This is a genomic window from Endozoicomonas sp. (assembly GCF_051008435.1).
In the GTDB taxonomy this organism is placed as follows: Bacteria; Pseudomonadota; Gammaproteobacteria; order Pseudomonadales; family Endozoicomonadaceae; genus Endozoicomonas_A.
The window spans coordinates 1-17,455 of record NZ_JBPCXO010000491.1 but is presented as its reverse complement, the minus strand read 5'-3'; the positions used below and the strand labels follow the sequence as shown (position 1 = coordinate 17,455).

18 protein-coding genes and 1 pseudogene are annotated in these 17,455 nt (G+C 47.3%); 13 read left to right on the top strand and 6 right to left on the bottom strand.

Features of this window, described 5'->3' with window-relative positions; genetic code table 11:
- Both ACR2PX_RS24575 and tkt read left to right on the top strand, forming a co-directional pair.
- A pseudogene (locus ACR2PX_RS24575) lies at positions 1-119 on the top strand (IS701 family transposase); the annotation flags it as partial.
- A gap of 199 nt (positions 120-318) precedes the next feature.
- Complete coding sequence (gene tkt / locus ACR2PX_RS24570; protein ID WP_434001990.1) at positions 319-2,316, top strand: transketolase; 1,998 nt, start codon at positions 319-321, stop codon at positions 2,314-2,316.
- Between the two features lie 99 nt (positions 2,317-2,415).
- Here the strand turns inward: tkt and ACR2PX_RS24565 are convergent, their stop codons facing one another.
- Positions 2,416-2,568 carry a hypothetical protein gene (locus ACR2PX_RS24565; protein WP_434001989.1) on the bottom strand — a complete coding sequence of 51 codons (153 nt, stop codon included), beginning with the start codon at positions 2,566-2,568 and terminating at the stop codon, positions 2,416-2,418.
- A gap of 288 nt (positions 2,569-2,856) precedes the next feature.
- Here ACR2PX_RS24565 and ACR2PX_RS24560 point away from each other — a divergent pair, with 288 nt between their 5' ends.
- The 8 genes from ACR2PX_RS24560 to ACR2PX_RS24525 all read left to right on the top strand — a co-directional run bounded on the left by ACR2PX_RS24560 (position 2,857) and on the right by ACR2PX_RS24525 (position 10,796).
- Positions 2,857-4,113: a Bcr/CflA family multidrug efflux MFS transporter gene (locus ACR2PX_RS24560; protein WP_434001988.1), complete on the top strand. Its 1,257-nt coding sequence runs from the start codon at positions 2,857-2,859 to the stop codon at positions 4,111-4,113.
- A 144-nt stretch (positions 4,114-4,257) separates the two neighbouring features.
- Positions 4,258-5,268 carry a type I glyceraldehyde-3-phosphate dehydrogenase gene (locus ACR2PX_RS24555; RefSeq protein ID WP_434001987.1) on the top strand — a complete coding sequence of 337 codons (1,011 nt, stop codon included), beginning with the start codon at positions 4,258-4,260 and terminating at the stop codon, positions 5,266-5,268.
- Between the two features lie 339 nt (positions 5,269-5,607).
- Positions 5,608-6,771 carry a phosphoglycerate kinase gene (locus ACR2PX_RS24550; RefSeq protein ID WP_434001986.1) on the top strand — a complete coding sequence of 388 codons (1,164 nt, stop codon included), beginning with the start codon at positions 5,608-5,610 and terminating at the stop codon, positions 6,769-6,771.
- Positions 6,772-7,060: 289 nt separating this feature from the next.
- Complete coding sequence (gene modA / locus ACR2PX_RS24545; protein ID WP_434001985.1) at positions 7,061-7,906, top strand: molybdate ABC transporter substrate-binding protein; 846 nt, start codon at positions 7,061-7,063, stop codon at positions 7,904-7,906.
- Between the two features lie 237 nt (positions 7,907-8,143).
- Positions 8,144-8,788 carry a transcription termination/antitermination NusG family protein gene (locus ACR2PX_RS24540; RefSeq protein WP_434001984.1) on the top strand — a complete coding sequence of 215 codons (645 nt, stop codon included), beginning with the start codon at positions 8,144-8,146 and terminating at the stop codon, positions 8,786-8,788.
- Positions 8,788-9,849, top strand: a complete 1,062-nt coding sequence (locus tag ACR2PX_RS24535) for an alpha/beta hydrolase (protein WP_434001983.1) — start codon at positions 8,788-8,790, stop codon at positions 9,847-9,849. The genes ACR2PX_RS24540 and ACR2PX_RS24535 overlap by 1 nt, the downstream gene beginning before the upstream one ends.
- A 167-nt stretch (positions 9,850-10,016) precedes the next feature.
- The gene (locus tag ACR2PX_RS24530) at positions 10,017-10,454 is read left to right on the top strand and encodes a hypothetical protein (RefSeq protein WP_434001982.1); all 438 of its coding nucleotides are present in this window, start codon (positions 10,017-10,019) and stop codon (positions 10,452-10,454) included.
- 9 nt (positions 10,455-10,463) lie between these two features.
- Positions 10,464-10,796 (top strand): hypothetical protein, encoded by a 333-nt coding sequence (locus ACR2PX_RS24525; RefSeq protein ID WP_434001981.1) that lies wholly within the window; start codon positions 10,464-10,466, stop codon positions 10,794-10,796.
- A 97-nt stretch (positions 10,797-10,893) separates the two neighbouring features.
- Here ACR2PX_RS24525 and ACR2PX_RS24520 read toward each other — a convergent pair whose 3' ends face one another.
- Complete coding sequence (locus ACR2PX_RS24520; RefSeq protein ID WP_434001980.1) at positions 10,894-11,304, bottom strand: VOC family protein; 411 nt, start codon at positions 11,302-11,304, stop codon at positions 10,894-10,896.
- A 112-nt stretch (positions 11,305-11,416) separates the two neighbouring features.
- On the opposite strand from ACR2PX_RS24520, the gene ACR2PX_RS24515 reads away from it, so the two are divergent.
- Positions 11,417-12,046 carry a helix-turn-helix transcriptional regulator gene (locus ACR2PX_RS24515; protein ID WP_434001979.1) on the top strand — a complete coding sequence of 210 codons (630 nt, stop codon included), beginning with the start codon at positions 11,417-11,419 and terminating at the stop codon, positions 12,044-12,046.
- On the opposite strand, the gene dsbB is transcribed toward ACR2PX_RS24515, so the two are convergent.
- Positions 12,030-12,584 (bottom strand): disulfide bond formation protein DsbB, encoded by a 555-nt coding sequence (dsbB, locus tag ACR2PX_RS24510; protein WP_434001978.1) that lies wholly within the window; start codon positions 12,582-12,584, stop codon positions 12,030-12,032. The two genes, ACR2PX_RS24515 and dsbB, sit on opposite strands and share 17 nt — an antisense overlap.
- A 359-nt stretch (positions 12,585-12,943) precedes the next feature.
- Positions 12,944-13,552 (bottom strand): thioredoxin domain-containing protein, encoded by a 609-nt coding sequence (locus tag ACR2PX_RS24505; RefSeq protein WP_434001977.1) that lies wholly within the window; start codon positions 13,550-13,552, stop codon positions 12,944-12,946.
- 145 nt (positions 13,553-13,697) lie between these two features.
- Here ACR2PX_RS24505 and nfo point away from each other — a divergent pair, with 145 nt between their 5' ends.
- Positions 13,698-14,537, top strand: coding sequence for a deoxyribonuclease IV (gene nfo, locus ACR2PX_RS24500; RefSeq protein WP_434001976.1), 840 nt, complete (start codon positions 13,698-13,700; stop codon positions 14,535-14,537).
- A gap of 39 nt (positions 14,538-14,576) precedes the next feature.
- Here the strand turns inward: nfo and serA are convergent, their stop codons facing one another.
- Together serA and ACR2PX_RS24490 are read right to left on the bottom strand one after the other, a co-directional pair.
- On the bottom strand, positions 14,577-15,806 hold the full coding sequence (gene serA, locus ACR2PX_RS24495; protein WP_434001975.1) for a phosphoglycerate dehydrogenase: 1,230 nt from the start codon (positions 15,804-15,806) through the stop codon (positions 14,577-14,579).
- 447 nt (positions 15,807-16,253) lie between these two features.
- Entirely contained in the window at positions 16,254-16,514 is a 261-nt protein-coding gene (locus ACR2PX_RS24490; RefSeq protein ID WP_434001974.1) for a DUF4404 family protein, read from the bottom strand.
- 153 nt (positions 16,515-16,667) lie between these two features.
- On the opposite strand from ACR2PX_RS24490, the gene ACR2PX_RS24485 reads away from it, so the two are divergent.
- The gene (locus ACR2PX_RS24485) at positions 16,668-17,330 is read left to right on the top strand and encodes a fumarylacetoacetate hydrolase family protein (RefSeq protein WP_434001973.1); all 663 of its coding nucleotides are present in this window, start codon (positions 16,668-16,670) and stop codon (positions 17,328-17,330) included.
- The last annotated feature ends 125 nt before the right edge of the window (positions 17,331-17,455 follow it).

Genomic DNA, 17,455 nt, shown 5'->3' with positions numbered 1-17,455 from the left:
CGAATATTTATCAGCACCAACGGGGGCTATTTAAAGAGACGGTTGGTAAATTCATTGAGAGTTTTGCAAAGAGTAAAGACCACCTGCTACCAAAATTAGCAGGTGCCATCAATGCGTAAGTCCTAATGACGAAAGAAAAACATTTTGCTCCCTCACCCGGCCATTAATATCCGTTCGACAAAATGTTTTTCACGTTAAAAGCACGTAAGTCTTTCAACTCGATAAGGATTCTCATATATAGCGATTTCAGTTTCCGACCGAAGGCATTAGAATATGCGCCTATTCTAAACAGACTGGATCTTCGGAGCCCTGATTCCTATGTCCTCACGTCGTGAGCTAGCCAACGCCATCCGCGCCCTGAGTATGGACGCTGTACAGAAAGCCAAGTCCGGACACCCCGGTGCCCCAATGGGTATGGCTGATATTGCTGAAGTACTGTGGCGTGATTATCTGAATCACAACCCGGCTAACCCGGAGTGGGCTGACCGCGACCGTTTTGTACTGTCCAACGGTCACGGCTCTATGCTGCTTTACTCCCTGCTGCACCTGAGCGGTTACGACCTGTCTATTGAAGACATCAAGAACTTCCGTCAGCTGCACTCCAAAACTGCAGGGCACCCTGAGTACGGTTACGCTCCGGGTATCGAGACTACTACTGGCCCACTGGGTCAGGGTATTGCCAATGCCGTAGGTATGGCTGTTGCCGAAAAAACCCTGGCGGCACAATTCAACCGTGAAGGCCATGACATTGTTGACCACAACACTTATGTGTTCCTGGGCGACGGTTGCATGATGGAAGGCATCTCCCACGAAGTCTGCTCTCTGGCAGGTACTCTGGAACTGGGCAAACTGGTTGCGTTCTACGACGACAACGGCATTTCCATTGATGGCGAAGTAGAAGGCTGGTTCACTGACGATACGGTTAAACGTTTCGAATCCTACAACTGGCACGTTGTTCCAAATGTTGACGGACACGACCCTGAAGCCATTCGTGCAGCCATCGAAGCTGCCCGTGCTGAGACCACAAAACCTACTCTGATCTGCTGCAAAACCATCATTGGTTTTGGTTCTCCTAATAAGGAAGGCAAAGAAGACTGCCACGGTGCTCCTCTGGGCGATGAAGAGATCAAGCTGACCCGTGAGCGTCTGGGCTGGAAACACGACTCTTTTGAAATCCCACAGGACATCTATTCCGAGTGGAATGCCAAAGAAGCCGGTACTGCCAAAGAAGCCGCATGGAATGACAAGTTTGCTGCTTACCAGGCCGCTTACCCGGAACTGGCTGCAGAATACGTACGTCGTGAGAAAGGCGAACTGCCAGCCGACTTCGCTGAGAAAGCAACGGCTTACATCAAGTCCTGCCAGGTAGAAGGCGAGAAAGTAGCCAGTCGTAAAGCGTCCCAGAACACTCTGAATGCTTACGGTCCTATGCTGCCAGAACTGCTGGGCGGCTCTGCTGACCTGGCTGGTTCTAACCTGACTCTGTGGAGTGGTTCAAAAGGGGTTAAGCCTGCTGACGCTGATGGCAACTACCTGTTCTACGGCGTGCGCGAGTTCGGCATGACCGCCATGATGAACGGTATTGCCCTGCACGGTGGCTTCGTACCTTACGGCGCAACCTTCCTGGTGTTCATGGAATACGCTTGTAATGCTGTTCGTATGGCCGCTCTGATGAAACAGCGTCAGATCCAGGTTTACACTCACGACTCTATTGGTCTGGGTGAAGATGGTCCTACTCACCAGCCAGTAGAACAAATTGCCAGCCTGCGCCTGACGCCAAACGTCAATGCATGGCGTCCATGTGACACCGTAGAATCTGCGGTGGCCTGGAAGCATGCTATCGAACGTAATGATGGCCCAAGTGCTCTGATCTTCTCTCGTCAGGGTCTGCCATGCATGCACCGTGAAGACCAGCAGGTTGCAGACATCGTTCGCGGTGGCTACGTGCTGAAGGACTGTGAAGGTACGCCTGAACTGATTCTGATCGCTACCGGCTCCGAAGTAGAACTGGTCATGAACGCTGAAGCTGCTCTGACCGAACAGGGTCGTAAAGTACGCGTTGTATCCATGCCATCTACTGACGTCTTTGATACTCAGGATGCTGAGTACAAACAGAGTGTTCTGCCTCTTGAAGTACCTGCCCGTATCGCTGTTGAAGCTGCTGCAGCTGACTTCTGGTACAAGTACGTTGGCCTGGACGGACGCGTTATCGGCATGACCACTTTCGGTGAGTCTGCACCGGCCAGTGACCTGTTCCCATACTTCGGGTTTACTGTAGAAAACATTGTTGCTGCAGCAGAAGAGATTCTGGACTGATTGCAACAATAAGGAATCTATATTCCTGAAGCGCTGTTAAAGGCCTATAAAAAAAACGGCAGATGTTACAATCATCTGCCGTTTTTTTATGCATTTTAACTACCAGGAAACAACTCTGGCTGGCGTATTATGATGGACTCTGCTTTTAACAGAATGCTCTAAAACATGATCAACCAGAGATTTTTCTTCACCACAGTCTGAACTGCCTCCTCCATTGCTACCACCCCCTTGTGTGTCCTCAGTAAAGCTCACTTCCCAAAACTCCTGGTAAAGACACTCATAGGCGAAGTTTTATTCACTAATTACCTATCTGGTCTGCCATTCAAACTTATTACAAATTCGCCTATCAGCCATATTTTTTTATATCGATAAGATTTAAAATAGTCATCTCTTCTGTATACGACAGCAAACCTATTTTTTATCCCTCAATCCTGCGACGGCTGTGTCGCAACTCCGCGTCTGCGGAAAACAGACAGAAGGAACACAACAAAAAACTCTGATGACCATTCATTGAACCAATCTCATACCCAAGGAAGTACCATGACCATCAATATTGAAAACAGGAGCGACAGGCTACTTTTCATACTGACACTCGGCGCTTTAACCACACTTGGCCCTCTGGCCATAGACCTTTACCTCCCTGCCATACCGGCTATTGCACAGGCTATGGGAGAGCCTCTGAGCACTATTCAGTACACCCTCAGTGCCTATACCATTGGCTTTGCCCTGGGACAGCTGTTGTACGGACCGCTCTCAGATCGTTTTGGCCGCAGAAAAATAATGTTTCCAGGCTTGATCGCCTTTCTTATTACCAATGTTCTGGCCGCACTCTGTGAAACCGGTCTGCAACTGATTATTGTTCGAATTCTTCAAGCTATGGCCGGCGCCGCCGTGATGGTGACCATTCCCGCCATGGTTCGGGACCTGTTCCCACGTCAGGAAAGCGCTAAGGTAATGTCGTCTATTTTGATGGTCATGACCGTTGCCCCTTTGATTGCCCCGCTATTGGGTGGGCAGATACTGAAATTCCTGGGTTGGGAAAGTCTGTTTATTTTCTTGGCCATTTTAACCGCTCTGGCCATGGTTCTGGCTGTTTCAAAAGTACCGGAAACCCTTTCAGACGACAGAAAGCTAGTGATTCCGGCCAGCCAGTTGTGCCTGACCTACCTGTCAGTCCTGAAAAACCGCGAAGCCATGGGCTGCATACTCTGCCATGCTTTTTTCTTTGGTGGCATGTTTGCTTTTATTGCTGGCTCACCTTACGTGTATATCGATCTTTATGGGGTCAAGCCAGAGAGTTATGGCCTGCTGTTTGCGGTGAACATCATTGCCATGATGGCCATGAACATGATCAATATTCGTCTGATCGGCCGCCTGCAACTGTTCAGTATTCTGAAAGCAGGCTGCACACTGGCTGCTATCAGCTCCGTCCTGTTGCTGGTCATCGCCAAGTTTGAAATAGCCGGACTGGCAGGCCTGATGATCCCCATTGTGATCTACATCAGCTGCATTGGTCTGACAGGCCCTAATTCTAATGCTCTGGCTCTGTCACATTTCCCAAAATCGGCGGGTACAGCGAATGCCATGGCGGGTGCCTTGCGATTCACCATAGGTGGAGTTTCTTCTGCAGTGGTAGGACTTCTTCATAATGGAACAGCAGTACCTATGGCCGCTGTCATGGCCATCTGCGGCTTGCTCTCCGTTGCCTCCCTTCTGCTGGTTAAGAACCAGGGCATTCCCCTGGATGAACAGACCCCGGAAGGTACTCCAGCCTCTGAAGCCAAGGTTTCTGCCTGATAGAGACACGGTATAAAATCATTTTGCCCCGCCGTATAGCTGTATGCCCGGGGCAAAATATTTTTTAACAGCTATAAGCATTCGCATCCCAATACCGCTTATAATACTGGCTCAATTCAGCAGTATCGGACCTGACGCAAAACTATGTTTCGAATAGCCATCAACGGATACGGTCGTATTGGCCAGTGTGTTCTTCGTGCTCTATACGAGAATGGCTATCGCAAAGACTTACAGGTCGTGGCCATAAACGAGTTGTCTGATCAGGACACCCTGACCTATCTGACTCGTTATGACACCACTCACGGTCGCTTCCCGGCCAAAGTAGAATCTGCAGAAAATCAGCTCATAGTGGCAGGTGATCGCATCCAGCTGCTTCACGAAACCCAGCCAGAAAGCATTGACTGGAAAAACCTCAATATTGATCTGTTGCTAGAGTGCTCAGGTTCATTCAATGAAAGACAGTTGGCCGAGCAACACATCGAAAGCGGAGCTGGCAAGCTGCTCTTTTCACAGCCTGCCCAGCCCGATGTAGACGCCACTATTGTCTACGGTATTAATGAGCAGGACCTCAATCGTGATCAGCGGATTGTGTCCAGTGCCTCCTGTACCACTAATTGTATTGTTCCGGTCATTAAAACCTTGAATGATGCACTTGAAATTGAGTACGGCAGCATCACCACTATTCACTCAGCTATGAACGATCAACCGGTCATAGATGCCTATCACCAGAGTGACCTCAGGCTGACCCGTAGTGCACTTCAGTCCATCATTCCAGTCGATACGGGCCTGGCCAAGGGGATAGACAGACTTCTTCCTGATCTCCAGGGCTGCTTCAAAGCCAATTCAGTCAGGGTTCCTACCATTAATGTTTCCTGCATGGATCTCTGTGTTCATGTAAAGCATGAAACGACGGAAGCAGAAGTGAACCAGATTCTTGAACAGGCTACCCATGGTCGTCTGGAAGGTATTCTGGGTTTTTCCAATGAACCCCATGCCTCAGTAGACTTCAATCATGATGCCCGTTCATGCGTTGTGGATGGCACCCAGACCAAGGTTATTTCCGGCAAGTTAATCAAGTTGCTTTGCTGGTTTGATAACGAATGGGGCTTCTCCAACCGGATGCTGGATGTAGCCAGTTACTGGTTGAAAAAGTAAGTCTGTGCACTGGGAACTTTTTTCTGACGGTCTATCAATGAAAAAAGTTTCCCTTCATTTCTTCAAGATCCCTCAGAGTCAAACATCCATTCTGATCTATTTCGTTAAGTCCTGAAAACCCTATTGATTCACGTCATATCTGGCCAAAGCTACGTACCGACTGTCATATTTTTGTGCTATTGTCCGTGCAAATTCTACCCTTCAGTACTGTTGTCTGTTCCTGGCAGCAGTCGAGCTTCATTGAACCGTGCTCGGAGGCTGACTGAGAATAGTGCTTGAACATAAAGTTCAGTAGAACGAGCTATTTATTCTCTGCCAGACTCCTATGGAGAGACCCTGATGAACGTATTGAAAATGACTGACCTGGATCTGGCTGGCAAACGTGTCCTGATCCGTGAAGACCTGAACGTTCCGGTTAAAGACGGCAAAGTCACCAGCGATGCCCGCATCCTTGCCTCCCTGCCTACTATTAAACGCGCATTGGAAGCCGGAGCCAAAGTCATGGCTACGTCTCACCTGGGCCGTCCGACAGAAGGTGAGTACGATGAGCAGTTCTCCCTAAAGCCTGTTGCAGATTACATTAGTAACCTGCTGGGCAAAGAAGTTCGCCTGGTTAAGGATTGGGTAGACGGTGGTTTTGACGTTGCCGAAGGTGAACTGGTCATTCTTGAAAACGTACGTTTCAACAAGGGTGAAAAGAAAGACGACGAAGCACTGTCTAAAAAAATGGCCGCTCTGTGCGACGTCTATGTGATGGATGCTTTTGGTACGGCTCACCGCGCTCAGGCTTCTACACACGGTGTCGGCAAATTTGCTGAAATTGCCTGTGCTGGCCCACTGCTGGCGGGTGAACTGGACGCCCTGGGTAAAGCTCTGGGCAAGCCTGAGCGTCCAATGTGCGCCATCGTTGGTGGCTCCAAGGTTTCCACTAAACTGACGGTTCTGGAATCTCTGTCTGACATTTGTGACCAGCTGATTGTTGGCGGCGGCATTGCTAACACCTTCCTGGCCGCTGCTGGTCACAATGTTGGCAAGTCTCTGTATGAAAAAGACCTGATCTCGAACGCCAAGGCGCTGATGGAAAAGGTTGATGTGCCTATGCCGGTAGACGTGATCTGCGGCAAGAAATTTGACGAAAATGAGCCAGCTGTCGTTAAGCTGGTGTCTGAAGTGCAAGATGACGACATGATCTTTGACGTCGGTCCTGAAACTCAAAAACTGTTCAATGAAGTGCTGAAGTCATCCAAAACCGTTCTGTGGAATGGTCCAGTGGGCGTCTTTGAATTTGACCAATTTGGTGAAGGTACTCGCTCGATGTCTCTGGCCATTGCCGAGTCTGACGCTTTCTCTATCGCAGGGGGGGGGGACACTCTGGCAGCCATCGACAAGTATGGTATTAAAGATCGTGTGTCTTACATTTCTACCGGCGGCGGTGCCTTCCTGGAATTTGTTGAAGGCAAAAAACTCCCCGCAGTAGCCATGCTGGAAGAAGCCTGCAAATAGCCCTGAGCCAAAGATAGCCCTGAGCCAAAGATAGCCCTGAGCCAAAAATAAATCAGTGCTTCCCGAGCAGTCAGATTCGTTCTGACTGTTCTTCCTACAACCTTATACAGTCTGAACTAAGCTCTGTTACTCATTCATTGAGTTGTGGAGAAAAACTTTGTTTCAGCTTCATTTTTATAAACGTCTGCAGTCCTTCTCAACATACCAGATAGCCCGTAGCCAACCGTTTCTAACATTCATCCTTGGCCTATGCCTTTTCGTCAATGCCAACTTAGCCAGTGCAGATACATTGAAAGTTGCCGTAGCCGCAAACTTTCATCATGTTCTGGAAAGCTTGAAAGAAGAGTTCCGCTCTCAGCACGGACACACTCTGGAATTACATTATGGTGCGTCCGGAGACCTGAAAGATCTGGTTAGCGATCCCGCACAAAAGTTTGATGTGTTTCTTTCTGCTGACAACCTGAAAACGGAAGAGCTGGAACAACAGAATAAGGTTTTAGAAAACTCCAGAAAGATCTATGCGCAGGGTTTGCTGGCATTCTGGCATGGTCAGGGAAATTGGGTTAAACCTGAAAATATCAAAACCTACATCACTGAAAACAGTCCGCCTGCTATTCACATTGCTGACCCTGAAGACGCTCCTTATGGACATGCCGCAAAATCCGTTCTACAGCAGTATGAACTTTATCAATCACTTAAGGAGCAGGGAAAACTGATGGTCAGTGACCATGTCAGCGAAGCGTGGACGAATGTACAAAATTCTTCCGATGCAGGCTTTGTGCCTGCATCCCTGGTGATAGAAACGGATGGCAGTGGCAATGTAATTGTCTTCCCTGTGAGCGTAACACTGGTTCCCCAATCACTTTATACCCCGCTGCTTCAGGAATTGGTGATTCTCAAGACGACCGAGCATAAAGCAGCCGCAAACTCTCTGGTTGATTACCTTCTTACTGACGAAACTCAACGCTTTATCACAGCCAATGGCTACTTAAGAGCGCCTGTCGACACCGAAGGTTCAGGCAATGTATCCAGCCCTGCAGCATCCGTTCACAATCATGAAACGGCCTTCTTAAAAGTCATGGCCGTATTACGGCTCATTAAAGCCAGCTTTCTATTAGCAAACGTTTTCTTCTAACCCTTGCACTATTTTAAACTGAGTATCAGTAATGTTAATCAACGTTATAGATGTTTAGCGGTGCATAGTTCTATCATGGGAATTATAATAAGAGTCTTTGAATAGAAATTGCGATGTAGCTGCTCAGATCGTAGCCAACTGAGTCAGATAGCCTCTAGAATATGACACTCAAAAGGTCTCATATTCGACTATCAGTACTTTAGTGCTACGCAGCAGAAAAGCATTCAGGGAATATGTATGCAGAATGAAGAGTGCTTGCAAGAGGGATGGTACCTGCTCAAAACCCGGCCTCGCCAGGAGCAGAGAGCGCAGGAAAACCTCGAGATTCAGGGATTTGATGCTTACTGCCCACTGGTTAAGGTTCGAGCCAAAGGTCTGCTGAAGGAAGAGATTCTCTTTCCCAGCTATGTGTTTCTCTACCTGGATCTCAAAGATCTGGATCGATATCACAAAATCCGTTCGACCCGGGGTGTGAATGAGATTGTGTACTTTAACCGGATCACTCGCCAGCTCCATAAAGATGGCCGCCTGAGCAAAAGTCAGGAACAGGATGTTCAGGCTTTGCTGCCCAAGCCTATCCCCAATGGCCATGAGGTCATCAAGGATATCCGATTAATTGTCGAAGCCCTCAACAGTAATGCAGAGGGCAAAGAACCTGCTTCTGACAAAGTGGTCAGCTTCAACCGGGGTGACAAAGTGATCATGAACCATCCTCTCTATCAGGAGTTGGAGATGACATTTATGGCAGATCTGGGTTCAAAGCGGGGGTTGATTCTGGTGCAATACATCAAGAAGCAGCGAAATACTGAAGGCGAAACTGTCTGCGAGGTTGTTTCCCAGAAGGAAATGGAAGTCAGACTTGAGGATCTGGAAAAAGCCTGATGAAGGGCCGTCCTGACGCCATGATGCAAGACAGCCTTGAGCCTAATCCTCGAACAGAGCACCGTATGCTGAATCCAGAAAGCCTGAAGGAACAGATCAAGCCTTTGCGGTTTCCTTTGGAAGCTCAAGGCTTGAACGCCTGCCAGAATCCGGACATTAGAGAATACCTCAACTTCTATGGTATAGATTTCGACACCGGTTCGGCTGATGTCAGTCACTTTATGGGGTCAATCAACAGCTACGACTACAAAATATCCTGTCATCTGTTTCAGAAGAAGAATGCCAAAGGCACATTTTTTCTCCTGCATGGTTACTATGATCATGTGGGACTCTATGCCCGAATCATCCGCTTTCTATTGGAGCAGAACTTCAATGTGCTAGCTTATGACTTGCCCGGTCATGGACTCTCCAGCGGTAAGTCCGCCACGATTCCGGATTTTTCTGTCTATACCCTGATTCTTGAGGACATACTGACGCATTGTGAAGGCCATCTGCCCAAACCATGGCATGCTTATGGCCAGAGTACGGGTTGTGCGATCCTTACAGATTGTCTGATCAACCGGGAAGCTCATCAAAAGCCCAGCCCCTTCCAACAGGTTGTTTTGTCGGCACCTCTCGTCAGACCCTGGATGTGGAGTCTTGGACGCTTGCAGCTACAACTGGCGAAGCTGTTTATTACCCAGCTGCCTCGTAATTACACAGAAAATTCCAGAAAAAAATCGTTTCTGGAACTTTCACATAACGACCCTCTGTCACCCAACATTTTGCCCACACAATGGGTGCTCGCTATGGATCGTTGGATCAGACACATTGAGTCCAGCAAAATAAAATCTCCTGTCAGTCCACTCATTGTACAGGGTACATTTGATCGGACTGTTGATGCCAAGCACAACATTTCTGTACTCGAAAAACGTTATACCCAACCCAGTGTCTATTATCTTGAAGATGCCAGACACCATCTGCCTAATGAGCTGGACGAAACCATTGATGATTACCTCAACTGGCTCACCAGCAAGCTGAAAGCTGAAAAGCATTTCAGTCAGCCTGATTCAGATAGATAAAATGACATCTGACGTTTATTTTACACCTACCACAACAAAGAAAAGGAATGGGAGTAATATATTGGTATTACTAATATTTTTTGATAGATTTGAGCCATAAAAATTTTCTCTTAGCAGTGTTGCTTTAGAGTGGTTCTTGGGCTAAATGATAAGGATGATCAAGTTACATGAAAGTAAGTTTTGTAAGGTCGACACTGTATACTGACCTTGACCCAATGGATTTCTGGGTTGAAATTGTTAACGACAGCATCTATCGATCCAGCAGAAGCAAAACCCACCCCAATATCAAGAAAATCCGCCCCATAGACGTCAAAAGTGCAGTAGACCCATTTGTCCCCAAAAATAAGATAATAATCCCTTGCTCGGATAAGGGTGTATCTTTTGCTGATAGCCCTGCAACTTTAAGAAGAAAGGGATTTTTTCGCGGGCAATGGATATGGGAAGCCAGTCCGGGGCCATTACCCGAAGGCTTGGTCATCAATTATCAGAACAAAACCCACCCTCTGCTCAATGTCTGTAGAGTCATGACTGAGGAAGAATTCCTGGAGAAAATTAACACCATGATTAAGAAAGGCCGACTTTTTCAAATCGATCAAAAAGTATAGAGAAGAGACATGAAAAAAATCATCAGCCTGCATGCCGATTTAATTTCAGAAGCATTACTCATTGCGGAGCGAGAGAATTTTATTGAGGCTATTGCCATACTAAAAAGCTATTCAGAAGGTCAACTTTCCCTCTCAAACCGGAATGCTCAAATTCTGATGAACATGCTCATTTTCGAGGGTTATCGAGTCTCTCTGTGCTATCCATTCGCCGACGAAGAAAGTGATAACTACAACGAAGATCACGCCGACGCTCAGGATGATTACTATTATGGCCTATATATTAAGTTATCCAGTGAGCTTGAAGTACATTTTGATATTGTACGTACTGGGCAAAAAGTGTAACACCCTTGCTTAAAAAACCGTTTCACACCCAATATTCCTAAAGTGCGCCCTGAACAGATCCATCACATTGCGGTACTGTAAATGGGCGCGATTTAGCTTAGTAATTATTTCTTTTTGAGACGTCATCGGTTGAATACTCAATGAATTCCCACTCCATACCATTACCGTCGAAGTAGTAATGACGTCTGCGAAATTCCCCTTCTTCCTGAAAATCTGGAATCAGCTCATAACCTTCTGCCTTCATCCTTTGATCAAGCTCATCAAGCTGATCAACCACAAAGCCAATATGATTCACTCCAAAGTGGGTGTAATTTGGCTTTCTGGCCTCGCCTTCCGGGTATTCATTCAAAGCCATATAAGTCGTTTCATTGCCGAAATGAACCCAACGTCGGCCGCGAAACTCTCCGCCACCTCTCACTCGAAAGTCTGGAAAGGCGGTCCCAAGGATTCGGGTGGCCTCTTCTATCGAAGGTACGGTGACATTGGCGTGTTCGAGATAAGCGTTCATAACTCCCTCCAGATATATAAAGTTTTTTGTTTACATATCCAGACTATGACACCCTCCCGGATTTGTAAAGTATTTTATTTACTAATTAGATTAACCTCCATATACTGAAGCTATGAAAAGTGAAAAAGCCCAAGACAGAATTCTGCAGCTCCTCAAGACTGAAGGCGCAAAAACAGCCGTTGAACTGGGCAAGACGCTCGACATCACCAGCATGGGCGCCAGGCAGCATCTAGAAAGAATGGAAAAAGAAGGTCTGGTATCCAGCGAAGAAGTCAGTAAAGGTGTTGGTCGTCCCAAGAAACTCTGGCTGTTAACTGAGAAATCACAGTCACACTTCCCCGATCGTCATGACCAGCTCACGGTCGATATGCTGATTTCCATCAAAGATGTGTTTGGTGAACAGGGTCTGGATCAACTGATAGAACACCGTTCAAAAGAAACGGCACAGCAATATCATGAAGCACTGAGCCCACAACCAGATCTGGAAAGCAAAGTCAGAGCTTTGGTCAATGTGCGTTCCAGCGAGGGATACATGGCTGACTATGAAGCCACTGAAAATGGCTTTATCTTCTTTGAGAACCACTGTCCTATCTGTTCTGCGGCTTCTGCCTGCCAGGGATTTTGTCGATCAGAATTGGAAGTGTTTGAAGCGCTTTTTAAGGGGATAGCAAAGGTTGAGCGCCTGGAGCATATACTCCAGGGCGCCCGGAGGTGTTCTTACTCGATTACTTCGATTTCCTGAAGAGACTGATCAGACATAACATATAAGCTACTACGTAGACGCTAAAGATAAACGTCATCCAATGAGCCATGTTCATACCCAGAAACAGCCAGCCATCCTGCCCGCAAAAACCGGAAGGCAGAAACATCTGAGGCCACCACTCATACAGCGGCAGATCAAACGGGAAAGCAGGCAGAGCTTTGCAGGTCATAAACAGATCTTCGGGTGAGTAGTAACCCAACATTTTTATCGAAGCATCCAGACCATAAGCCGCACCGGCAATCCAGATAATGTACCCAACACCTCTTGCCAGTTTGTTTTTTGGTGCCACCAGCATAACCAGCGCTGCCACGCCAATCAGCAACACAGCCAAACGCTGGTAAACACAGAGTTCACAGGGATCCAGATACATTACGTACTGAAAATAAAATGCCACTGACTCAAGAAATACAGCGGTCAGCAACATGATCAGCCAGGTAGTTCTGGCGTTTTGCCAGTCACGAATAGCCCCCAGAGGGTCCGTTCGGAAATCAGTCCAAAGATGGGATAATTTTATCAAAACAGTGCTTCTCCAAAAGCCTGTATATTGTTCTAAGTATGCAGGAGACTCGAGCCCGGAAAATTCATAAAGCTGTTTAACTCAGGGCAAGGACTGCGGAAACAAAGGAACATTCGTTTTTGATACATAGAAAATAAACGAACACCACTCGTTGGCTACTCGCTGGCTCTTTTCCCGCCGTGACAGCATTTTGTCGTCAGATCCATGCAATAAGTATGAATATGCCGACAAAATAGCAGAGCGAGAAGCTCGACACTTTATGAGATTTCCAGGCTAGTCAAAGTCCGTAAACTAAAGATACTGCATGCACCCATGGAGTGTAAGACAGATTACAAGAAGCTGACGGAGTCCAATAATGCTTATAAGGTCAACAAGTAGTCAATCAGTGAATAGAACTGATCAAACGACCGAATGCTATTCATGTTGACCAGATACTGGCCATTTACCACGAAACTGGGCACAGATGGCAGAGTTTCTTCGTACATTTTCCACTTTTTCAGTCGAGCCTGCACCACTGGATCTTTCAACCCTTCTTCAAACGCTTTCTTACTGAGGCCACTTTGCTCCAGTGTTGCGAAGAATGCCTCTTCACTTTTCCACTCCTTTGAACTGTCCTTCTGCACCACTTCAAACAGGGTGTCTTTTACCTTCTCGGCCTGAGCGGTTCCCTGAACAATTACCAGTGCTTCACTGATCCGGTCACCAAATTCAGCAACATAAGCAATATGTTTCTGCTTGAAGGAGACATCTTTCCCCTCCATTCGATTCTTCACAGTGTCGATCATTTCCTGATCCCAGCGGTAGCAACTGTGACAATAAATAGAAAAAACCTCGGTCAGGGTAGGTTTACTGGCTTTTTCAAAGCTGGCTGGTAGCCGGGTGTAGTCTTGTCCCTCTACAAAGGCTTTTGCAAAAACAGTCATGGGCAATGCCAGCAGCAAAAAAATCAGGGCTAACGGTTTTTTCACGAAGAGGTTTCCTGTTCACTCAATACTACCTGCGATCAATATCACCCTGAGATAAAATCATTATTTAACGGGGTGATTTAATTCACATATTTAACACCCATCCTCCATCAGTTTTCTTGATGGCCATATAAGGACTTAGACCTAAATGAAATACATTGGCGCTCACGTGAGCGCAGCCGGTGGTGTAGAAAATGCGCCCCTGAATGCCCACAAGCTCGGTGCCACCGCTTTTGCACTATTCACTAAGAATCAGAGGCAGTGGAAAGCCAAGCCCCTGACCCAGAAAAGCATCAACCTGTTCAGGGAGCGTTGTGAGAAATACGGTTATAAACCCGAACAGATTCTTCCTCACGACAGCTACCTGATCAACCTGGGTCATCCTGAGCAGGATGCCCTGCAGAAATCCCGTGACGCGTTCGTCGATGAGATTCAGCGTTGCATGCAACTGGGCCTGGACAGACTTAATTTTCACCCTGGAAGTCACTTGAGAAAAATGGCTATTTCAGACTGTCTGTCCCGCATTGCTGAATCGATCAATCTAGCTCTGGATCAGAGTGAAGGCGTTATTGCGGTTATCGAAAACACAGCGGGTCAGGGCAGTAATCTGGGCTGGCGTTTCGAAGAACTGGCAGAAATTATTGATCAGGTTGAAGACAAAAATCGGGTGGGGGTCTGCTTGGATACTTGCCACACTTTTGCTGCCGGGTATGACCTACGAACACAGGAAAGCTGCCAGGAAGCCTTTACTGACTTTGACAGTACAGTAGGTTTTCAATACCTGAAAGGTATGCATCTGAACGATTCCAAGTGTGAACTGGGATCAAGAAAAGATCGACACCAAAGCCTGGGGCAGGGTGAAATTGGCTGGGAAGTCTTTCGCTTTATCATGAAAGATGAGCGCTTTAATGGGATTCCAATGGTGCTGGAAACCATTGATGAAACGATCTGGCCGGATGAGATTGAAGCTTTGAAGATGATGCAGTAGAAGAGTTGGGGCCGGACTTATGTGCGGCCCCAGTCAGGATCAGTAAAGAATCCGGCAGCGAATAGTACCGTCGATTTCTTTCAGCTTCTCCAGTGCGATCTCACTGTGATCAGCATCAACGTCAATGACCACATAACCTACGGATTCGTTGGTTTGCAGGAACTGACCACTGATGTTGATATCGTTCTCAGAGAAGACTCTGTTCACCGCGCCCAGAACCCCTGGAATATTCTGGTGAATATGCAGGATACGATGCTTGTCAGGATGACCAGGCAATGAGACTTCCGGAAAGTTAACAGACGACAGCGTTGTACCATTGTCACTGTACATGGTGAACTTCTCGGCAACTTCACGACCGATATTTTCCTGAGCTTCCTGGGTACTGCCACCCACGTGAGGTGTCAAAATCACGTTATCCAGTCCACGCAAAGGACTGACAAACTCATCATTGTTAGAACGGGGTTCTTCAGGGAAAACGTCGATCGCAGCACCCAGCAGCTTGCCGGTTTCAATCACACAAGCCAGGGATTGAATTTCTACGACCGTTCCGCGAGAAGCATTAATCAACACACTCCCCTCTTTCATGGCAGCAAACTGTTCTTCCCCAAACATCCATTTAGTGGCTGGCGTTTCAGGAACATGCAGGCTGACGACATCGGACATGGCCAGCAGGTCATTCAGGCTGCTCACCTGTTTGGCATTACCAATGGAAAGTCTGGTCACTACATCGTAATAATAAACGTCCATTCCCATAGATTCAGCAAGAACACTCAGCTGACTACCAATGCTGCCATAACCAATAATCCCCAGCTTCTTGCCACGAATTTCATAGGAGTTTGCAGCGCTTTTCTTCCAGCCACCGCGATGGGCTACAGCATTTTTTTCTGGAACCCCTCTTAACAACAATATGGCTTCCGCCAAAACCAGCTCAGCCACAGAGCGGGTATTAGAATAGGGTGCATTAAAGACTGGAATGCCACGTGACGTTGCGGACTCCAGCTGAACCTGATTGGTTCCAATACAGAAACACCCTACTGCAATCAGCTTTTCAGCAGCAGCAAAGATCTCTTCTGTCAGTTGGGTTCGGGATCGAATGCCTACAAAGTGTGCTTCGGAAATCCGGCGCTTCAGCTCGTCTTCCGGCAGGGACTTGGACACATAATCAATGTTGGTGTAACCGGAAGCTTCAAGCACTTCCACAGCAGACTGATGAACCCCCTCCAGAAGAAGGAATCGGATCTTACTCTTGTCCAGGGAATTAGAAGGCATAACAATAGCTCAGATGTCTTATTATCTACCGTGAAAAGTATTCCAGCCAAAATAGATAGAGATACTTTTCCTGGCTTGGCTGCTGAACAATCTTTTATCAACTGACTCGGATTGTTTCTCTCGCTCAAGGTCGACTTGCTCACGAAGCTCGCATGAGCTTCCATGACTTTTCTGCCGTACTGCGCAGCTGGCAAAGTTGTTTAATGGTTCGCCATGGAAGTTCTTCACATCGATGCCCGAAAAGAAACACTACCCATGGCTGAATACAACCGGAGTCATTCTGTAGCGCTGGAATAGTTATAGTAGCTAGTTTTATAACCGACCGGGCTGGGGATAATAGCATACAAAAGAGAAACACCCTTACCTCAAACGGATAAACCCTGTATTTATTATCCAATCACCACTACAGGGCTTAAACCTCGAATGTAGAGCAGTTATGATAGGTGCTCAGACACCTATACTCGATAACGTAGTCAGAATCTGTCTGATAGCCTGAGAAAGTGCAGGATGGTCTTCAGAAAACTTGATCGCTTCCTGCTCAAGCTGCTCATTATAATCCTGCAGGGGAATGTCACCCTCTGCCTGAGCCAGAGCCAGCTGCAACTCATCGGTAATCTGCTTGAGAGAACCTGCAGTGCAATCATCCACAGGCTGTCCTTCAAGCAGATCATGCAGGTTCTGAATATTGATGTGGAGTTCTTCGGACATGGCGTGCTCCTGTGATCAGTTAAACCGGGGAAGTGAATGTCTTGTACTGTGAATGATAGCTGCAGCAGGAGTACCCGGCTGATAAATACTAATGACGTGCCAGGCCATGAGCAAAATAAAAACACAAGAAAAAACAAGCATGAAGGAAGCCTTATGAAGTACAGGCACCACTGGCTAAGTGGCGACCGTATTGATCTGCCTGCGGGAAAAGTTGTCTGTGTTGGGCGTAATTATGCTGAGCACATCAGAGAGTTGAACAACCCTCTGCCCGATGACCCGGTTTTGTTTATCAAACCGTCAACATCACTGGCCTCATTAGACATTCCCTTTGCCATTCCCGTTGATCGTGGTGAAGTTCATCACGAAACAGAAATCGCGATCCTGATTGATACTCGACTCCATAATGCCAGCGAAAATGAAAGCATTAGTGCCATCAAGGCGATGGGCCTGGCTCTCGACCTGACTCTTCGTGATGTCCAGTCTCGCCTGAAAGCAAAAGGGCTGCCCTGGGAAATAGCCAAAGCTTTTGATGGCAGCTGCCCGGTCTCTGGTTTCATTGCCAAGGAACATCTGTCCAATCTTGATGACATTCACTTCAGCCTCAAGATCAATGGTGAAACCCGCCAGAAGGACACTTCAGCTCATATGCTGACGTCTATCCCGGGGCTGATCAGCTATATAAGTCGCCACTTTACACTGGAGCCTGGAGATATCATTCTCACGGGGACACCGGCCGGTGTGGGACCATTGAAGCAGGGTGATCAGCTGGAACTGTCTATTTCTGACCGGTTTACTCTGACAACATCTTGCCTTTGACCTAGGAGCCTGTCGGACTTACCACTGACCTACTGCGAAAAAGCCGGATTTGGCCATTTTTTATGATTCTTTTCGTTGAATAGCTCGCTATTCGCCTCAAATAATCATAAAAACTGTCTCAAACC

Bases quoted from the DNA above. Each gene is read 5' to 3' on its own strand.
- tkt (WP_434001990.1), top strand. From the start codon at position 319: ATGTCCTCACGTCGTGAGCTAGCCAACGCCATCCGCGCCCTGAGTATG.
- ACR2PX_RS24560 (WP_434001988.1), top strand. From the start codon at position 2,857: ATGACCATCAATATTGAAAACAGGAGCGACAGGCTACTTTTCATACTG.
- ACR2PX_RS24555 (WP_434001987.1), top strand. From the start codon at position 4,258: ATGTTTCGAATAGCCATCAACGGATACGGTCGTATTGGCCAGTGTGTT.
- ACR2PX_RS24550 (WP_434001986.1), top strand. From the start codon at position 5,608: ATGAACGTATTGAAAATGACTGACCTGGATCTGGCTGGCAAACGTGTC.
- ACR2PX_RS24540 (WP_434001984.1), top strand. From the start codon at position 8,144: ATGCAGAATGAAGAGTGCTTGCAAGAGGGATGGTACCTGCTCAAAACC.
- ACR2PX_RS24535 (WP_434001983.1), top strand. From the start codon at position 8,788: ATGAAGGGCCGTCCTGACGCCATGATGCAAGACAGCCTTGAGCCTAAT.
- ACR2PX_RS24530 (WP_434001982.1), top strand. From the start codon at position 10,017: ATGAAAGTAAGTTTTGTAAGGTCGACACTGTATACTGACCTTGACCCA.
- ACR2PX_RS24525 (WP_434001981.1), top strand. From the start codon at position 10,464: ATGAAAAAAATCATCAGCCTGCATGCCGATTTAATTTCAGAAGCATTA.
- ACR2PX_RS24520 (WP_434001980.1), bottom strand. From the start codon at position 11,304: ATGAACGCTTATCTCGAACACGCCAATGTCACCGTACCTTCGATAGAA.
- ACR2PX_RS24515 (WP_434001979.1), top strand. From the start codon at position 11,417: ATGAAAAGTGAAAAAGCCCAAGACAGAATTCTGCAGCTCCTCAAGACT.
- nfo (WP_434001976.1), top strand. From the start codon at position 13,698: ATGAAATACATTGGCGCTCACGTGAGCGCAGCCGGTGGTGTAGAAAAT.
- serA (WP_434001975.1), bottom strand. From the start codon at position 15,806: ATGCCTTCTAATTCCCTGGACAAGAGTAAGATCCGATTCCTTCTTCTG.
- ACR2PX_RS24490 (WP_434001974.1), bottom strand. From the start codon at position 16,514: ATGTCCGAAGAACTCCACATCAATATTCAGAACCTGCATGATCTGCTT.
- ACR2PX_RS24485 (WP_434001973.1), top strand. From the start codon at position 16,668: ATGAAGTACAGGCACCACTGGCTAAGTGGCGACCGTATTGATCTGCCT.